Genomic DNA, 15,709 nt, shown 5'->3' with positions numbered 1-15,709 from the left:
ATGGAGCGCCCGCCCGAAGTTTCGGTCTTCGAAGTCTGGTCGACGACGTCCGGCTTATGGATTCGCCAAGCGAAGTGCCGGAACGTCAGAGCCTTTTCGCAACTCCACGCTGCGCCGAACGTCTCGTTCGGTCCGGCGCGGATCGTGGAGCGATATCTCTCTGAGGCCGAACTTATCGGTGCATCGCGGCGCCGGATATGACTTGGCTGCAACACCGAAGATCAGTGACCGAAACGAGAATGCCGGCCAAGTCTTGCGACTCGACCGGCATTCCCCGCGACAATGTTCAGACTGGTCTCGAACGATTCCAGACCGGCCTGAACAGGGCCGTCTTCAGGTGGCGTCGCCTGCGGGATCGATTGCCGTCACCTCTCCGGCATCGTCCTCACCTTCGCCTTCACCTTCGATATGCTCGACGGAGACCACGCGCTCGGTCTTCTCGGTGTTGAACACCGTGACACCCTGCGAGGCGCGGCCGACGATGCGGATATCGTCCACCGGCACACGGATGAGTTGTCCGGCATTGGTCACCAGCATGATCTGGTCCGAGGGCTGGACCGGGAAGGAGGCGACGAGGTTGCCGTTGCGCGGGTTGACCCGCATGGCGGTGATGCCTTTGCCGCCGCGACCCGAGATTCGATACTCGAAGGACGAGCTGCGCTTGCCGAAGCCGCGCTCGGAGAGGGTGAGCACGAATTGCTGGGCCGCGCCCATTTCGGCGTAGCGCTCCTGGGAGAGAAGCGGCGCATCGGTGGCGATGTCCTCGGAATCGGCATCGCCGCCCTCGGTGTCGCCGATCACGGCCCGCTGCATCTTCAGGAAGGCGCCCCGCTCCTCGGGCGTCGCATCGAAGCTGTTGAGGATCGTCATCGAGATGACGCGGTCGTCCTGCGCCAGGCTGATGCCGCGCACACCGGTGGAATCGCGGCCCTTGAACACGCGGACATCCTCCACGGGGAAGCGGATGCATTGGCCGGCCTGCGTGGTGAGCAGGACGTTCTGGTCGGCGCGGCAGATCTCCACGTGGACGATGTGGTCGCCCTCGTCGAGCTTCATGGCGATCTTGCCGGCGCGGTTCACCTGCACGAAGTCCGAGAGCTTGTTGCGCCTCACGCCGCCGCTGGCGGTGGCGAACATGACGTCGAGCGTCTCCCAGGAGGCCTCGTCCTCGGGCAGCGGCATGATCGTGGTGATGCGCTCCGTGCCCGCATCCATGGCGAGGATGTTGACCAGCGCCTTGCCGCGCGCGTTGGGGGCGGCCATCGGCAGGCGCCAGACCTTCTCCTTGTAGACCTGCCCCTGGTTCGAGAAGAACAGGACCGGCGTATGGGTGCTGGCCACGAACAGGCGGGTGACGAAATCCTCGTCGCGGGTGGACATGCCGGAGCGGCCCTTGCCGCCCCTGCGCTGGGCCCGGTAGGTCGAGAGCGGCACGCGCTTGACGTAGCCGGCATGGGACACGGTGACGACCATGTCCTCGCGCTGGATCAGGTCCTCGTCCTCGACGTTCGAATCCCAGTCGAGGATCATGGTCTTGCGCGGTGTCGCGTAGGCTTCGCGGACTTCGCGCAGCTCGTCCTTGACGATGGTCATGATGCGCAGGCGCGAGCGCAGGATGTCGAGGTAGTCGGCGATCTCGTCGGCGAGCTTCTGGAGCTCGTCGCCGATCTCGTCGCGGCCGAGGGCCGTGAGGCGCTGCAGGCGCAGGTCGAGGATGGCGCGGGCCTGGATCTCCGAGAGACGGTAATTGCCGTTCTCGTCCACGCGGTGGCGCGGGTCGTCCACCAGGGCGATGAGCGGCGCGATGTCGAGGGCCGGCCAATGGCGGCCCATCAGCGCCTCGCGGGCGGTGTTCGGATCGGGCGAGGTGCGGATGAGGCGGATGACCTCGTCGATATTGGCCACCGCGATGGCGAGGCCGCACAACACGTGGGCGCGCTCGCGGGCTTTGCCGAGCAGGAACTTGGTCCTACGGGAGACGACCTCCTCGCGGAAGTCGACGAAGGCCGTGAGCAGGTCCTTCAGGTTCATCAGTTCGGGGCGGCCGCCATTCAGCGCCACCATGTTGCAGCCGAACGAGGATTGCAGCGGCGTGAAGCGGTAGAGCTGGTTCAGCACCACGTCGGCCATCGAATCGCGCTTGATCTCGATGACGATGCGCATGCCGTCGCGGTCGGATTCGTCGCGCAGGTCGGAGATGCCCTCGACGCGCTTCTCCTTCACCAGCTCGGCGATCTTCTCCATGAGAGTCGCCTTGTTCACCTGATACGGGATCTCGGTGAAGATCAGCGCCTCGCGCTCCTTGCGAAGCTCTTCCACATGGGACTTCGCCCGCATGATGACCGAGCCGCGGCCCGTGGCGTAGGCCTGCCGCACGCCGGCGCGGCCGAGGATCGAGCCGCCGGTGGGGAAGTCGGGGCCGGGGACGTATTCGGTCAGCTGCTCGATCGTCAGGCCCGGCTCGTCGATGAGGGCGATACAGGCGTCGATGAGCTCGCCGAGATTATGCGGCGGGATGTTGGTGGCCATGCCCACCGCGATGCCGCCCGCTCCGTTGACGAGGAGGTTGGGGAAGCGCGCCGGCAGAACCTTCGGCTCCTCGCGCGACTCGTCGTAGTTCGGCTGGAAGTCGACGGTGTTCTTGTCGATATCGGCGAGAAGCGCGTTGGCGGGCTTGGCCAGACGCGACTCGGTGTAGCGCATGGCCGCCGGCGGATCGCCGTCCACGGAGCCGAAATTGCCCTGCCCGTCGATGAGCATGAGCCGCATCGAGAAGTCCTGGGCCATGCGGACCAAGGCGTCGTAGATCGATTGGTCGCCATGCGGATGGTAGAGACCGATCACGTCGCCGACGATGCGGGCCGACTTGACGTATTTCCGCTCGGGCAGGTGCCCGCTCTCATAGGCCGAGTAGAGGATGCGCCGGTGCACCGGCTTCAGGCCGTCCCGCGCATCGGGCAGCGCCCGGCTCACGATCACGCTCATCGCGTAATCGAGATAGGAGCGGCGCATCTCGTCGGTGATGGAAACGGGCTTGATGTCCGAGGCGGGCGGCGTCGCGCCGGCGCCGGTATCGTCTTTCTCTGCCAAGGTCTTCGATCTCTGCCTGTGACGGTCCCGGCGGGCCGGATCCGCGTGGAGCGACGGGCGCTACGGAAAGTGGGGGCGGGGCGTTCCGCGTGGCCTCGAAAAGGCCGGCCGCGTCACGTCCTGGCTCGGACGTCCTTCATACGCCATCCGGTGCCGCTGCGCCACCGCCGGACATGTCGCGACGACATCGACAAACCCCATGCGTCGCAAGCGCTTGCGACGCCGATTTCAGCGCATGAGCACCGGTTGTTTCCCGGCCTCTTCCCCGAATGGGTGGAGGCGCGGTGGAACCCGATCCGGGGCCCATGTGGGAGTATCGCGAGGCGGCCTGCAATGGTGGGGTCGGAGCCTCGTGCCCCTCACCCCGCCGCAGCGCCGGTGAAATCGGACATCTCGTAGAGCGGCCGGATCTCGATCTCGCTCGGGCCGGGCATCGGGTTGGGACAGCGCTTCACCCAGTCCAGCGCTTCCTCCATGTCCTTCACCTGCCAGAGCCAGAAGCCGGCGACCAGTTCCCCGGTCGCGGCGAAGGGGCCGTCGCTGACGGTGCGGGAGGCACCGTCGAAGGCGACACGCTTGCCCTTGGCGGAGGGGTGCAGGCCCTCGCCGGCGAGGAGGATGCCCGCCTTGGCGAGTTCCATGTTGAACTCGCCCATGGCGGTGAGCAGGTCGAGGGACGGCATGATCCCCGCCTCGCTGTCTGTGGTCGCCTTGACCAGAACCATGACGCGCATCGATTCGCCTCCCCTGCTCGATCGAGCCCATGGAAGCACGAAGGCACGGTTCGTGTGAACTCACAGACCGCTGGGCCGGTTACCCGACGCCATCGATCCCGCCGCATCCATCGACAGGGGCAAAGTCATGCTCGTTCGCCCGAAAGCCGTCGCTTTCGACATCATCGGCACCGTGTTCAGCATGGAGCCGATGCGGCCTGCCCTGGTGGCGATGGGCTTGCCGCCCCTCGCCCTGGACTTCCTCTACACCGCCGGCCTGCGGGACATGTTCGCCCTGGCGGCGACAGGCACCTTTGCGCCGTTCCAGTCCGTGCTGTCGGGGTGCCTCGACGAGGTGCTCGCCATGCATGGCCTCTCCGCCTCGCCGGAGGACAAGACGGCTTTGCTCGGCATGATGAAGGCCCTTCCGCCGCACGAGGACGCCAAGGCGGCATTCGCGGTTCTGGCCGATGCCGGCGTCCGGGTCTTCGCACTGAGCAACGGCGCAGCCGCGACCACGAGGGGATTGCTCGCCGCGGCAGGTATGGAGGGGCTCGTCGAGCGGGTTTTCTCCATCGAAGAGGTGAAGCTGTCGAAGCCGCGCGCCGAGGTCTACCGCCACGCCGCGCGGGCCGCCGCCCTCGCCCCGGGCGAGATGGCAATGATCGCGACCCACCCCTGGGACCTCCACGGCGCCAGGATCGCCGGCCTCATGACAGGCTATGTCGCTCGTGGCGTGCCGTACTCACCGGCCCTCGAGGCACCGGATCTGACCGGGGAAACCCTGCTGGAGGTCGCATCGGCGATGGCGCGGCTGGGGCCGTCGCAACCCGACGCCTGATGCCTGTTCGCTATCGGGGCGCCCGTCCGTCCGCTCCAGTGAGCGTCTTTTGAATTTATCGAGCTGCTCGACGTCTGTTCCCCGGTTCATGACCGGTCGATATGAGGCGCGACAGCACTCCCTCTCCTGGAAGGAGAGGGCTGGGGTGAGGTGTGGTCCATCTCCGGAAAGATCACACACCTCACCCTGTCGCTCTCCTTCCAAGAGCGGGGACCCGCTCTGCCCGCGAGATATGTGACTATCGTCGCCGTGAGCGGGCCGGGTGGAGGCCGATACGCCTAGCTTCCCGTCCGTCGGATGCCGATGACGGGAACGGCAGATCCCTAGAACGGGATATCGTCGTCGAGGTCGTAATTGGGCTTCGACGAAGCCGCCGCCGGCCGACGCTCGCCGCCCGAGGAACGGCCGCCGCCGTATTCCCCGCCGCGATCGCCACCCCGGTCTCCCCCGCGATCCCCGCCACGGCCGCCGCCGTAATCGCCGCCGCGGCTGATCTGGCCGCCGCCCTCGTCGTCGGCGCCCATCTCTCCACCGCCGCTGCGACCGTCGAGGAGCGTGAGTTCACCGCGGAAGCGCTGGAGCACCACCTCGGTGGTGTATTTCTCGACGCCGGACTGGTCCGCCCATTTCCGGGTCTGGAGTTGGCCCTCGATATAGACCTTCGAGCCCTTGCGCAGGTACTGCTCGGCCACGCGGGCGAGGTTCTCGTTGTAGATCACCACCGAGTGCCACTCGGTCTTCTCCTTGCGCTCGCCCGAGGCCTTGTCCTTCCAGGATTCGGACGTGGCGATGCGCAGGTTGACCACGGGATCGCCGGAGGCGAGGCGCCGGGTCTCGGGGTCGCGCCCGAGATTGCCCACCAAAATCACCTTGTTGACGCTGCCGGCCATGCCGCTCTCCTCTCGATCGATCTCACTGACGGAAGGGCCTCACACGCCGTCCGTCCCGTTCGCCCTTCATGAACTTCGGACAGGCGGCCCGCAATCGGGAGGGCGAATTTGTCCCCACCGATCACAGGTCGATGTTCTATCTTTGTTCGTTTTGGCGCGCAAGGATCGCTCACCTGCTAGTCACGCGATCCGCACCAGCATCTTGCCGAAATTCCGGCCCTTCAGCAGCCCGATGAAGGCCTCCGGCGCCGCCTCCAGTCCGTCGACGATGTCTTCCCGATGCTGGATGCGCCCTTCTCTCAGCCAAGTTCCGACCTCACTCAGGAACTCCTCCTCCTGGTCGGCGAAATCCCACACGATGAAGCCGCGCAGGGTCAGGCGCTTGGTCAGGATGGCGCGCATGATGACGGGGCTGCGGTCCGGCCCCGAAGGCAATTCGGTGAGGTTGTAGCCCGAGACGAGGCCGCAGACCGGGATGCGGGCGAAGTCGTTGAGCAGCGGCAGTACGGCGTCGAACACCGCGCCGCCGACATTCTCGAAATACACGTCGATCCCGTCGGGACAAGCGGCGGCAAGCGCGCCGGGCAGGTCGTCGGTGCGGTGGTCGACCGCCGCGTCGAAGCCGAGCACGTCGGTGAGGTAGGCGCATTTCTCAGGACCGCCCGCGATGCCGACGGCGCGCGCGCCCTTCAGCTTGGCGATCTGGCCGACGAGGGAGCCTACCGGCCCGGCAGCGGCGGCGACCACGACGGTCTCGCCCGCCTTCGGCTGCCCGATGGTGAGGAGGCCGGTATAGGCGGTCATGCCCGGCATCCCGAGGACGCCGAGCGCCGTGCTGACCGGCGCCGCCTCGGGATCGAGCTTGCGCAGCCCCTGTCCCTTGGTGACCGCGAAATCCTGCCAGCCCCCGAAGGCGGTCACTACGTCGCCCTCGTGGAAATCCGGATGCCGCGAGGCCACCACCTCCGACACGGTGGCCCCGACCATGGGCGCGCCGATGGCGACAGGCTCGGCATAAGATTTCGCCGCGCTCATCCGTCCGCGCATGTAGGGATCGAGGGAAAGGAGGCGGTTGCACAGCAGCACCTCGCCCTCCCCCGGCGTCGGTGTGCGGCTCTCTTCGAGCCGGAAATGCGCGGCGGTCGGCTCTCCGTGCGGACGGGAGGCGAGGACGATGCTGCGGTTCACGGCGACCATGATCTGACGCTCCGGTTGTGATGACGAATCCGCTGAACGGGCGTGCGGGAATCGAGGGACATTTCGACAAGGCCGATCTGGCTCGGGGTGTTCCCGTCGCAGGGCCGGGGCACCGCCCGCGCCGAGCGGCGTTGACGCCCATGGGCACATGCCCGTCACCCCGATCGGTATACCCGGATGGCCCGCCCGCTTCTCCTCGCCAGTATCGCTGCCATGTCCGGCCTTGCGTCGCAGGCACTCGCCGAAGATCCCCTCGCCGCCCATCGCTGGACATCACGCGTTCTGGTCATCGTCGCTCCGGACGGTGAAGATCCGCGAATCGAGGCGCAGAGACGCGAGGCGCGGGCGCGACGGGCGGATTACGCGGAGCGCGACCTCGTCGTAGTGGAGGCGATCGGGACAGGCGCCGAGGCCAAAAGCATCCGCAACCGCTTCGGGATCGGGGAGCGGGACTTCCGTGTCGTGCTGGTGGGCAAGGACGGCGATGCGAAGCTCGTCGAAGCCGCCCCGATCCCGGCTCCCCGCCTGTTTTCCACTATCGATGCCATGCCGATGCGCAAGGACGAGCGAGGCCGGCGATAGCGTATGGGTTGGCCGAGGGGGCAACGAAAAAGGGACCGCCAAGGCGGTCCCTTTCCCATTGAAGTCTTCTCGAACGAGACCGGCTCAGTAGCAGCGCTCGACCAGGACCCGGCGAGGTCCGTAGGGAGTCCAGCGGGTGCGCGGGACGGTGTAGCATTCGCCACCGTAACCGCCGTATCCGCCATAAGCGGCTGGGGCGTAACCATACCCGTAGGCCGGGTATCCGCCATAGCCACCGTAGCCGCCATAGAGTCCGCCAGCGGCGAGGCCGAGGCCCACACCGAGGCCGAGACCGCCGAGGCCGTAGCCGTAGCCACGGCCGTAACCGCCGCGCCAGCCGTAGCCGCGATGCCCACCCCAGCCGCCGCGATAGCCGAAGCCCGCGCTCCGGAAGCCGCCGCGATAGCCGCCGAAGCCGCCGTGACCGAAGCCCCCGCGGCCAAAGCCGCCATGGGCGAACCCACCGCGGCCGAAGCCGCCATGGCCAAACCCGCCACCATGGCCGAATCCGCCGCCATGGCCGCCCCAACCGCGGGCTTCCGCCGTCGCCGGGATCATCGCCAGAGCGCCGACCATCGCGGTCGCTGCCAGAACAATGCGTTTCATCGTCTTGTCTCCAAAGACAGGTTCTTGTCCCCAGTGGTTGCAGAACGCCCCGGCTCCGCAAAGGGTTCATGGCGCATTTTGTCCCGCACCGGCCGCGCCGATCACAGCTCGGTGAGACGGGCGAGCGTCACGCCTTGAAAACGCCTCCGGTTTCGGGCGAGGACACCCCGCGCCACGCCGTCCGCATGGGACGGCGGACGGTTCGTTCGCCCCGGGATTCACCGATGACGTCAACGCGACCCAATCTTGCCCGTGCTGTTGCCCGAGCCTTTGCCGGGGCCATGCTTCTTGGGGACGTGGCCGGACTCGCTCCCCTACCTGCGCGGGCCGCGCCCGCCACAGCCTCTCCGTGCAAGGCGGTGCAGTCCGAGGGCGAGACCTTCACGATCTGTACGGTGGATCTGCGCCGCGAGCGGGTCCGGGTGTTCTGGCTCGGCACCGACGGCCTGCCCTATTCGTCGCTGTCGACCCTGGGCGAGAAGATCGGGCCGAAGCTCAGCTTCGCCATGAATGGCGGCATGTACGACAAGGGTCAGGCGCCGGTCGGCCTCTATGTGGAGGAGGGCCGCGAGATGAAGGGCGTCTCCACCGCCAACGGGCCGGGCAACTTTCACCTCAAGCCCAATGGCATCTTCTACGTGAAGGGCGAGCGCGCCGGCGTCGCCGACACGGCCCGCTACCTGCGCCAGAAGATCAAGCCGGATTTCGCCACCCAATCGGGGCCGATGCTGGTGATCGACGGCAAGATCCACCCGAAGATCTCCACCGACGGGCCGAGCCAGAAGATCCGCAACGGCGTCGGCGTCCGCGACGACGGCCGCACGGCGATCTTCGCCATTTCCGAGCGCCCCGTGACCTTCGGTTCCTTCGCCCGGCTGTTCAAGGACACGCTCGGCTGCGCCAACGCCCTCTTCCTCGACGGCAGCGTGTCCAGCCTCTACGCGCCGGGCATCAACCGCTCCGACATCAGCCCGCCGCTGGGGCCGCTGGTGGGGGCGGTGGCGAAATAGGGCGGCCGGATCAGGCCAGCCGAGCCCGCTTGCCGAAGGCGACCCTGAGCCGCGCCTTGGCGAGTTCGGCGATCTCCGTCATCGATTCGATCCGCACCATCGGCATCTCCGCCCCGATGAGGCTCGTCGGCTCGAAGCTGAAGAGCAGGTGGCGTACGCCGATCTCCAAGGCCGTCACCCCGTCGGACTGGGTGAGGTCTTCGCCGAAAATTTCGATGAGCGGCCCGTCCGGGTCGCCCTTCTCGATCTGGATGATGAAGTAGCCGGCCGGCTCCTCCTCGTCATCCGCGCCGGAGATCAGGCTGATGCCGTTCTCCTCGTCGTAGCGGACGCGCTGCACCGTGATCGTCGTGATGTCGTCGTCCATGGTCTTTGCCTGAAATCGGGTCAGCGTTGCCCGAACTGGGTATCGCGGAACAGGGTCTTGAACTGGCGCGGCTGGCAGCGCCAGTACTGCTTGGGCGCACTCACCTGGGCGCCGAGCTCGGCCGCCGCATGCCACGGCCAGCGCGGATCGTACAGCATGGCGCGGGCGAGCGAGACCGCATCGGCCTTGCCCTCGGCCAGGATCGATTCCGCATGGGCCGCCTCGGTGATGAGGCCGACCGCGATCGTGGTGAGCCCGGTCTCGGCCTTCACCCGCTCGGCGAAGGGAACCTGATAGCCGGGCGAGAGCGGGATCTCCTGGCGCGTGGAGAGGCCGCCGGTGGAGACGTGGATCGCCGCCGAACCGCGCCGCTTCAGCGCATGGGCCAGTTCCACGGTCTCGTCGAGCGTCCAGCCGCCCTCGACCCAATCAGTGGCCGAGACCCGCATCCAGACCGGCTTGCCCGCCGGCACGACCTCACGCACCGCCTCGAAACATTCCAGCGGAAAGCGCATCCGGTTCGCGAGGCTGCCGCCATAGGCATCCGTACGGCTGTTGGAGAGCGGCGAGAGGAACTGGTGCAGCAGGTAGCCATGGGCGCCGTGGAGTTCGAACCCGTCGATCCCGATGCGTAACGCGCGCTTGGCCGTCTCCACGAACCCGTCGCGGATGCGCTTCAGCCCCTCCGCGTCGAGGGCATGGGGCGGCACCTCGCCCTCACCATGGGGAACAGCCGAGGGCGCCTCGGTGCGCCAGCCGTCCGGCATCTCCGGCTCGATCTGCGAGCCGCCGTCCCAGGGGGCGCGGCTCGATGCCTTGCGTCCGGCATGGTTGATCTGGATCGCGATGGGGATCGGCGCACGGAGCCGCACCGCATCGAGCACCCGGCCCAGCGCCAGTTCGGTCTCGTCCGAGTAGAGGCCGAGATCGGTGGGCGAGATGCGCGCCTCCGGTGAGACCGCGGTGGCCTCTAGGGTCAGCAGGCCCGCGCCCGACATGGCGAGCTGCCCCAGATGCATCAGGTGCCAGTCGCCCGCTTGGCCCGCATGGGCCGAATACTGGCACATGGGGGCGACGATGATGCGGTTGGGCAGCGTCAGGCCATCGAGGGACAGAGGCTCGAACAGGCGTGCGGTCATGTGCGGGATCCGGTTTTGGCTGACAGCCTAGATGGAGCACCTGTCTCCCCCGCGCCAGAGATGGACGGGCCACATCTGCGTTTCCCGAACGCCCAAAGCGTCTCCGTCTGCGATACTCCCACATCTCGCGGGCCGCTCGGGTCCCCTCTCCTTCCAGGCAGGGCGATCGCATATGACACCACACCGTCATTCCGCGTCGCCACAGGCGAGCCCGGACCCGGAGGGCCGCGCCAGAGGCGTGCAATCTAGAGCCGCTGACAGTGTAAAGTCCTGCACCACTCGTGTTTCTGGATCCCGGGCTCCGCTACGCGGACCCGGGATGACGGGGTGGTGCCAGCGGGTTTCTGACAAGCAAATTGGCATATGCGATCGCCCTGCCTTCTAGGAGAGTGAGCCCGTCGCGCCTCACGTCGCCATCTCTTGGAGAGAGGAACAGCCATCGAGCAGATGGGTGAATCCAACAGCTGTCAGCGCAGGGCGTGCAGCGTCAGCGGCTCCCCTCGTCGCCGGGAGCCTGACGCTGCGCTCCTTCTTCGACTGGCCCCGCATCGGGTTCCGCTGGAGCTCCACCAGTCCAGGGAAGGGAGCGCTCACCCCCCGATCCCCCTCCCCTTCAAACTCTCGCCAATCTCGTCCAGCACGGCGGCGTCGTCGATGGTGGGCGGGGTGGTCCAGGCTTCGCCGTCGGCGATCTTCTTCATGGTGCCGCGCAGGATCTTGCCCGAGCGGGTCTTGGGTAGCCGGGCCACGGTAAGGGCCAGCTTGAACGCCGCCACGGGGCCAATGCGCTCGCGGATGGAGGCGACGAGTTCGCGCTCGATCTCGGCGGTGTCGCGGGAGACGCCGGATTTCAGCACCACGAAGCCGCAGGGCTGTTCACCCTTCAGCGCGTCGCGGATGCCGATGACGGCACATTCGGCGACATCGGGATGGGCGGCCAGAACCGCCTCCATCCCGCCGGTGGAGAGCCGGTGCCCGGCGACGTTGATGATGTCGTCGGTGCGCCCGAGCACGGTGACGTAACCGTCCCCGTCGACGATCCCGGCATCCGACGTGTCGTACCAGCCGGGATAGGTGGTGAGGTAGCTCTGGCGGAAGCGCTCGTCCGAGCCCCACAGGGTCGGCAGGCAGCCGGGCGGCAGGGGAAGCCGCAGGGCGATCGTGCCCATCGTGTCGGGCGGCAGCGGCTTGCCGGCTTCGTCGAGGACGGCGAGATCGTAGCCCGGCATCGGCACGCAGGCACTGCCATGCTTCACCGGCAGCATGCCGATCCCCACCGGATTGCCGGCGATGGCCCAGCCGGTCTCGGTCTGCCACCAATGGTCGATCACCGGCCGGTCGAGGGCCCGCTCGGCCCAGGCGACCGAATCCGGGTCGGCCCGCTCGCCGGCGAGGAACAGGGAGCGGAAGCCGGACAGGTCGTAGGAGGCGACGAGTTCGGCGCGCGGGTCGTCCTTCTTGATCGCTCGTAGGGCCGTCGGTGCCGTGAACAGGCAGGCGACGCCGTATTCCGCAGCCACCCGCCAAAGCGCCCCGGCATCGGGTGTCCCCACCGGCTTGCCTTCGTAGAGGACGGTGGTGCAGCCATGCAGCAGCGGGGCGTAGACGATGTAGGAATGGCCCACCACCCAGCCGATATCGGAGGCGCAGAAATACACCTCGCCGGGCTTCACGTCGTAGAGGTTGGGCATCGACCAGGAGAGTGCCACGCAATACCCGCCGGTATCCCGCACCACGCCCTTGGGTTTGCCCGTCGTGCCCGAGGTATAGAGGATGTAGAGCGGGTCGGTCGCCGCGACGGGGACGCAATCGGCGTTGATCCCGGCGGCCTTCGCGCGGGAGACCGTCTCGGCCCAGTCGCGGTCGCGTCCCTCCACCAATCCCGCTTCGGCTTGGGGGCGCTGCAGGATGAGGCAGGCCGCGGGCTTGTGCGGCGAGGCCGCGATGGCCGCGTCCAGAAGCGGCTTGTAGGGCACGACCCGGCTCGGCTCGATGCCGCAGGAGGCGGCCAGCACCACCTTCGGGGCGGCGTCGGCGATGCGGATCGCGAGTTCGTTGGCGGCGAAACCGCCGAACACCACGGAATGGACCGCGCCGAGACGTGCGCAGGCCAGCATCCCGAACAGGGCTTCGGGAATCATCGGCATGTAGATGACGACCCGGTCGCCCTTCTCCACGCCGAGCAGCGAGAGGATGCCGGCGAGCGTCGCCACTTCGTCGCGCAGGGCCGCGTAGCTGATCGTCCGCTTCGTTCCGGTGACGGGGGAATCGTACAGGATCGCCGCCTGCTCGCCCCGTCCCTTAGCCACATGGCGGTCGACGGCGTTGTGGCAGGCGTTCAGCGTCGCGTCGGGAAACCAGCGTCCATAGGCACCGGCCTCCGGGTCGAAGGCGCGGGAGGGGGCGGTCTCCCAGTCGAGCGCATCGGCGGCCTTGAGCCAGAAACCTTCGGGGTCGGCGAGGGAGGCGGCATGGACCGGGCCGTATGCGTCCGGTGCGTCGCCTGATTCGGGAGGTGTCGCGGCAGCGTCCATGGCGGTTCGTCCCCGGATGGCCGGTCGAAGGATGCCGGCTTGATCGGAGATTGTAGCTCAAGCCGCGCCCAAGGCGACACGGCCGACACCACCACAAACGAAAGCCGCCGCGCTGTGGAGCGCGGCGGCGTCGTTCTGGAAATTACGAAACGGCTTGGAACGGGCTCTAATGCACCGAGTCGGTCGCGGCACGAAGCCGATTGATCTCGTCCTTGAGGTGAAGTTTGCGTCGCTTCAATTCTGCGATCCGTAGATCGTTCTCAGACGGGCTTTGAATCGCGGAATGAAGTTCCCGCTCGAGGGCTTCGTGCTTGAGGGCGAGTTGGCTCAAATGCGTCTGCAGCGACATGAGTCGTTTCTCCTGTCTCGTTCCGACTCAGGTAGATTGGCATAGTATGAGCCGGCTGTCGAAACCGGATTCGGGTGTTGGGCAACATTAGTTAATCGTGCCCGGCGAAGCCCGCTGCGATGGAAGAAGCATCTTCCAGAGCGAATTGCGGCCACCGCCTTGCCGCAGGGGCGTGTGTGCCGCATGGTTTCAACGAGGGGCGTGTCGGGGCTGCAGGTGCGATGGCGGGTGAGTTCGAGGATGACGGGACGGCTGAGTTCGTCGAAGAGCTGGCGCGGCTCCGCCAGGAGCACCGCGACCTCGACGGGGCCATCGACGCCTTGGAACTGAGCGTCGCCGGCGACCAGTTGCAGATCCAGCGCCTGAAGCGCCGCAAACTCGGCCTGCGCGACCGGATCTCCTATCTGGAAGACCAGATCACGCCCGACATCATCGCCTAGAGCTGCGCCCGACCACGTCGGGTCGGGGCACATCTTCAGGCCTTCGTTCTGCCGCGCTCTTTTTCGCCGAGCCTGCATCCACGTCGGCGGAGAGCGCTGTGGAACCGGTTTGCCTTGAGCACAGGATTGGCTCGGGCACCGTCTTGCGGGCGGTCGCCCGCCCGCGTATGCGGCACGGTCCGGGTGCAGGATCGCTTCCCGGGATCGCGCCGCCACGAAGACATGGCCTGAACCAGGCCAAGCACGACCAGGCGGCCGCGATCGTCTCGGGAAGGAAGTGACGACGATGGCGGGAGCGCCCCCGGTCGCGATCATCATGGGAAGCCAGTCCGACTGGGCGACCATGCAGCACGCCGCCGATACCCTCGATGCCCTTCGCGTGCCGCACGAGGCGTTCATCGTCTCCGCCCATCGCACGCCGGACCGGCTCGTCGCCTTCGCCAAGGGTGCGAAGCAGGCGGGCTACAAGGTCGTGATCGCCGGCGCCGGCGGGGCCGCGCATCTCCCCGGCATGACCGCCGCCATGACCTCGCTGCCGGTCTTCGGCGTGCCGGTGGAATCGAAGGCCCTGTCCGGCCAGGACAGCCTGCTCTCGATCGTGCAGATGCCGGCCGGCATTCCCGTGGGCACCCTCGCCATCGGCCGGGCCGGTGCCGTCAACGCGGCCCTCCTCGCCGCCGCCGTCCTGGCCCTGACCGATACCGCCCTCGCCGAGCGCCTCGATGCGTGGCGAGCCGCGCAGACCGCATCCGTGGCCGAGAGGCCGGAGACACAGATTCCGTGACCGACATGTCCCTCACGCCCGGTTCCACCCTCGGCATCATCGGCGGCGGCCAGCTCGGCCGCATGATCGCGCTGGCCGCGGCCAATTACGGCCTGAAGGTCCATGTCTACGCCCCCGATGCGACGAGCCCGGCCTTCGATGTCGCGGCCGAGACGACCTGCGCGGCCTATGACGATTCCGACGCCCTCGCCCGCTTCGCGGCGAGCGTCGACGTCGTGACCTACGAGTTCGAGAACATCCCGCGGGAGACCGCCGACCTGCTGGCGCGCCACGCGCCCCTCCGCCCCAGCGCCGACGCCCTCTCCACGACTCAGGACAGGTTGTCCGAGAAGAGCTTCATCAACGGCCTCGGCATCGCCACCGCGCCGTTCCGGCAGATCGACGCGCCGGACGACCTCGCCCGCGCCTTGGAGGCGATCGGCTTGCCGGCGGTGCTGAAGACCCGCCGCTTCGGCTATGACGGCAAAGGCCAGCGCATCATCCGCACCGCCGAAGAGGGCGACCGGAACGCGATTTTCGCCGAGTTCGGCGGCGCGCCGCTCATCCTCGAAGGGTTCGTGCCGTTCGAGCGCGAGGTCTCGGTGGTGGCGGCCCGTTCCCCCGATGGAAGCTTCGCCGCCTTCGACCTGTGCGAGAACGAGCACCGCGACCACATCCTGGCGCTCACACGCGTGCCCGCACCGAACCTGTCGGAGGAGACCGCCCGGAAAGCGGTGGAGATCGCCCGTAGGATCGCCGAGGCTTTGGACTATGTCGGGATCCTCGCCGTCGAGATGTTCCTGGTGCGAGACGAGGCGGGCGAGCACCTGATCGTCAACGAGATCGCGCCGCGGGTGCACAATTCCGGACATTGGACCATCGAGGGCGCGGTGACATCGCAATTCGCCCAGCATGTGCGCGCCGTCTGCGGCTGGCCCCTGGGCGATGCCTCGCGCGTAGCCGGGGCCTCCGTCGAGATGCAGAACCTGATCGGCGACGATATCGACGCCTGGCACTCTCTCCTCGCCGAACCCGGCGCGCATCTGCACCTCTACGGCAAGGGTGACGCCCGGCCGGGCCGCAAGATGGGCCATGTCACGCGGGTGATCCCGGTTGTGTAGGAGCGGCGATCATACCCGGTCGTCCGCCCTCTTGAAGCCGGTCCCGATTTTGCGACCGTGATGCAAG

Annotated in this window: 15 protein-coding genes; 6 read left to right on the top strand and 9 right to left on the bottom strand. The window is 67.5% G+C overall.

Annotated features, from left to right (window positions below; genetic code table 11):
- Positions 1–333 precede the first annotated feature (333 nt).
- Both gyrA and IPV08_RS07450 read right to left on the bottom strand, forming a co-directional pair.
- Positions 334–3,090 (bottom strand): DNA gyrase subunit A, encoded by a 2,757-nt coding sequence (gyrA, locus tag IPV08_RS07455; protein WP_056433600.1) that lies wholly within the window; start codon positions 3,088–3,090, stop codon positions 334–336.
- Positions 3,091–3,449: 359 nt separating this feature from the next.
- A complete protein-coding gene (locus IPV08_RS07450) occupies positions 3,450–3,824 on the bottom strand; it encodes a YciI family protein (protein WP_207411378.1) in 375 nt (124 codons plus the stop codon).
- 127 nt (positions 3,825–3,951) lie between these two features.
- On the opposite strand from IPV08_RS07450, the gene IPV08_RS07445 reads away from it, so the two are divergent.
- Positions 3,952–4,644 carry an HAD-IA family hydrolase gene (locus tag IPV08_RS07445; RefSeq protein ID WP_207411377.1) on the top strand — a complete coding sequence of 231 codons (693 nt, stop codon included), beginning with the start codon at positions 3,952–3,954 and terminating at the stop codon, positions 4,642–4,644.
- 323 nt (positions 4,645–4,967) lie between these two features.
- On the opposite strand, the gene ssb is transcribed toward IPV08_RS07445, so the two are convergent.
- Entirely contained in the window at positions 4,968–5,534 is a 567-nt protein-coding gene (ssb, locus tag IPV08_RS07440) for a single-stranded DNA-binding protein (RefSeq protein WP_207411376.1), read from the bottom strand.
- A 180-nt stretch (positions 5,535–5,714) separates the two neighbouring features.
- The gene (locus tag IPV08_RS07435; protein WP_207411375.1) at positions 5,715–6,731 is read right to left on the bottom strand and encodes an NADP-dependent oxidoreductase; all 1,017 of its coding nucleotides are present in this window, start codon (positions 6,729–6,731) and stop codon (positions 5,715–5,717) included.
- A 177-nt stretch (positions 6,732–6,908) separates the two neighbouring features.
- Between IPV08_RS07435 and IPV08_RS07430 the strand changes: the two genes are divergently transcribed.
- Positions 6,909–7,313 carry a DUF4174 domain-containing protein gene (locus tag IPV08_RS07430; protein ID WP_056433613.1) on the top strand — a complete coding sequence of 135 codons (405 nt, stop codon included), beginning with the start codon at positions 6,909–6,911 and terminating at the stop codon, positions 7,311–7,313.
- Positions 7,314–7,397: 84 nt separating this feature from the next.
- On the opposite strand, the gene IPV08_RS07425 is transcribed toward IPV08_RS07430, so the two are convergent.
- Positions 7,398–7,919 carry a hypothetical protein gene (locus tag IPV08_RS07425; protein WP_056433616.1) on the bottom strand — a complete coding sequence of 174 codons (522 nt, stop codon included), beginning with the start codon at positions 7,917–7,919 and terminating at the stop codon, positions 7,398–7,400.
- A 281-nt stretch (positions 7,920–8,200) separates the two neighbouring features.
- On the opposite strand from IPV08_RS07425, the gene IPV08_RS07420 reads away from it, so the two are divergent.
- Complete coding sequence (locus IPV08_RS07420) at positions 8,201–8,929, top strand: phosphodiester glycosidase family protein (protein ID WP_207411483.1); 729 nt, start codon at positions 8,201–8,203, stop codon at positions 8,927–8,929.
- Between the two features lie 10 nt (positions 8,930–8,939).
- On the opposite strand, the gene IPV08_RS07415 is transcribed toward IPV08_RS07420, so the two are convergent.
- The 4 genes from IPV08_RS07415 to IPV08_RS07400 all read right to left on the bottom strand — a co-directional run bounded on the left by IPV08_RS07415 (position 8,940) and on the right by IPV08_RS07400 (position 13,318).
- Positions 8,940–9,296: a hypothetical protein gene (locus IPV08_RS07415; RefSeq protein WP_018043001.1), complete on the bottom strand. Its 357-nt coding sequence runs from the start codon at positions 9,294–9,296 to the stop codon at positions 8,940–8,942.
- Between the two features lie 20 nt (positions 9,297–9,316).
- The gene (locus IPV08_RS07410; protein WP_207411374.1) at positions 9,317–10,435 is read right to left on the bottom strand and encodes an NADH:flavin oxidoreductase/NADH oxidase; all 1,119 of its coding nucleotides are present in this window, start codon (positions 10,433–10,435) and stop codon (positions 9,317–9,319) included.
- Positions 10,436–11,025: 590 nt separating this feature from the next.
- Entirely contained in the window at positions 11,026–12,969 is a 1,944-nt protein-coding gene (locus IPV08_RS07405; RefSeq protein WP_207411373.1) for a propionyl-CoA synthetase, read from the bottom strand.
- A gap of 166 nt (positions 12,970–13,135) precedes the next feature.
- Entirely contained in the window at positions 13,136–13,318 is a 183-nt protein-coding gene (locus IPV08_RS07400; RefSeq protein ID WP_056433631.1) for a DUF465 domain-containing protein, read from the bottom strand.
- 221 nt (positions 13,319–13,539) lie between these two features.
- Between IPV08_RS07400 and IPV08_RS07395 the strand changes: the two genes are divergently transcribed.
- The 3 genes from IPV08_RS07395 (at position 13,540) to IPV08_RS07385 (ending at position 15,642) form a co-directional block, all read left to right on the top strand.
- A complete protein-coding gene (locus IPV08_RS07395) occupies positions 13,540–13,758 on the top strand; it encodes a DUF465 domain-containing protein (RefSeq protein ID WP_056433634.1) in 219 nt (72 codons plus the stop codon).
- A 286-nt stretch (positions 13,759–14,044) separates the two neighbouring features.
- Positions 14,045–14,542, top strand: a complete 498-nt coding sequence (purE, locus tag IPV08_RS07390; protein ID WP_207411372.1) for a 5-(carboxyamino)imidazole ribonucleotide mutase — start codon at positions 14,045–14,047, stop codon at positions 14,540–14,542.
- Positions 14,539–15,642, top strand: coding sequence for a 5-(carboxyamino)imidazole ribonucleotide synthase (locus IPV08_RS07385; RefSeq protein ID WP_348646098.1), 1,104 nt, complete (start codon positions 14,539–14,541; stop codon positions 15,640–15,642). Before purE ends, IPV08_RS07385 begins: the two co-directional genes overlap by 4 nt.
- The last annotated feature ends 67 nt before the right edge of the window (positions 15,643–15,709 follow it).

This window comes from Methylobacterium sp. SD274, assembly GCF_017355285.1.
Taxonomy (GTDB): Bacteria; Pseudomonadota; Alphaproteobacteria; order Rhizobiales; family Beijerinckiaceae; genus Methylobacterium.
The sequence above is the reverse complement of the archived record's forward strand: the minus strand, read 5'-3'. Positions and strand labels throughout refer to the sequence as shown.

Excerpts from the sequence above, each read along its gene's own strand:
- IPV08_RS07450 (WP_207411378.1), bottom strand. The coding sequence starts at position 3,824 with ATGCGCGTCATGGTTCTGGTCAAGGCGACCACAGACAGCGAGGCGGGG.
- IPV08_RS07445 (WP_207411377.1), top strand. The coding sequence starts at position 3,952 with ATGCTCGTTCGCCCGAAAGCCGTCGCTTTCGACATCATCGGCACCGTG.
- ssb (WP_207411376.1), bottom strand. The coding sequence starts at position 5,534 with ATGGCCGGCAGCGTCAACAAGGTGATTTTGGTGGGCAATCTCGGGCGC.
- IPV08_RS07435 (WP_207411375.1), bottom strand. The coding sequence starts at position 6,731 with ATGGTCGCCGTGAACCGCAGCATCGTCCTCGCCTCCCGTCCGCACGGA.
- IPV08_RS07430 (WP_056433613.1), top strand. The coding sequence starts at position 6,909 with ATGGCCCGCCCGCTTCTCCTCGCCAGTATCGCTGCCATGTCCGGCCTT.
- IPV08_RS07425 (WP_056433616.1), bottom strand. The coding sequence starts at position 7,919 with ATGAAACGCATTGTTCTGGCAGCGACCGCGATGGTCGGCGCTCTGGCG.
- IPV08_RS07420 (WP_207411483.1), top strand. The coding sequence starts at position 8,201 with ATGCTTCTTGGGGACGTGGCCGGACTCGCTCCCCTACCTGCGCGGGCC.
- IPV08_RS07415 (WP_018043001.1), bottom strand. The coding sequence starts at position 9,296 with ATGGACGACGACATCACGACGATCACGGTGCAGCGCGTCCGCTACGAC.
- IPV08_RS07410 (WP_207411374.1), bottom strand. The coding sequence starts at position 10,435 with ATGACCGCACGCCTGTTCGAGCCTCTGTCCCTCGATGGCCTGACGCTG.
- IPV08_RS07405 (WP_207411373.1), bottom strand. The coding sequence starts at position 12,969 with ATGGACGCTGCCGCGACACCTCCCGAATCAGGCGACGCACCGGACGCA.
- IPV08_RS07400 (WP_056433631.1), bottom strand. The coding sequence starts at position 13,318 with ATGTCGCTGCAGACGCATTTGAGCCAACTCGCCCTCAAGCACGAAGCC.
- IPV08_RS07395 (WP_056433634.1), top strand. The coding sequence starts at position 13,540 with ATGGCGGGTGAGTTCGAGGATGACGGGACGGCTGAGTTCGTCGAAGAG.
- purE (WP_207411372.1), top strand. The coding sequence starts at position 14,045 with ATGGCGGGAGCGCCCCCGGTCGCGATCATCATGGGAAGCCAGTCCGAC.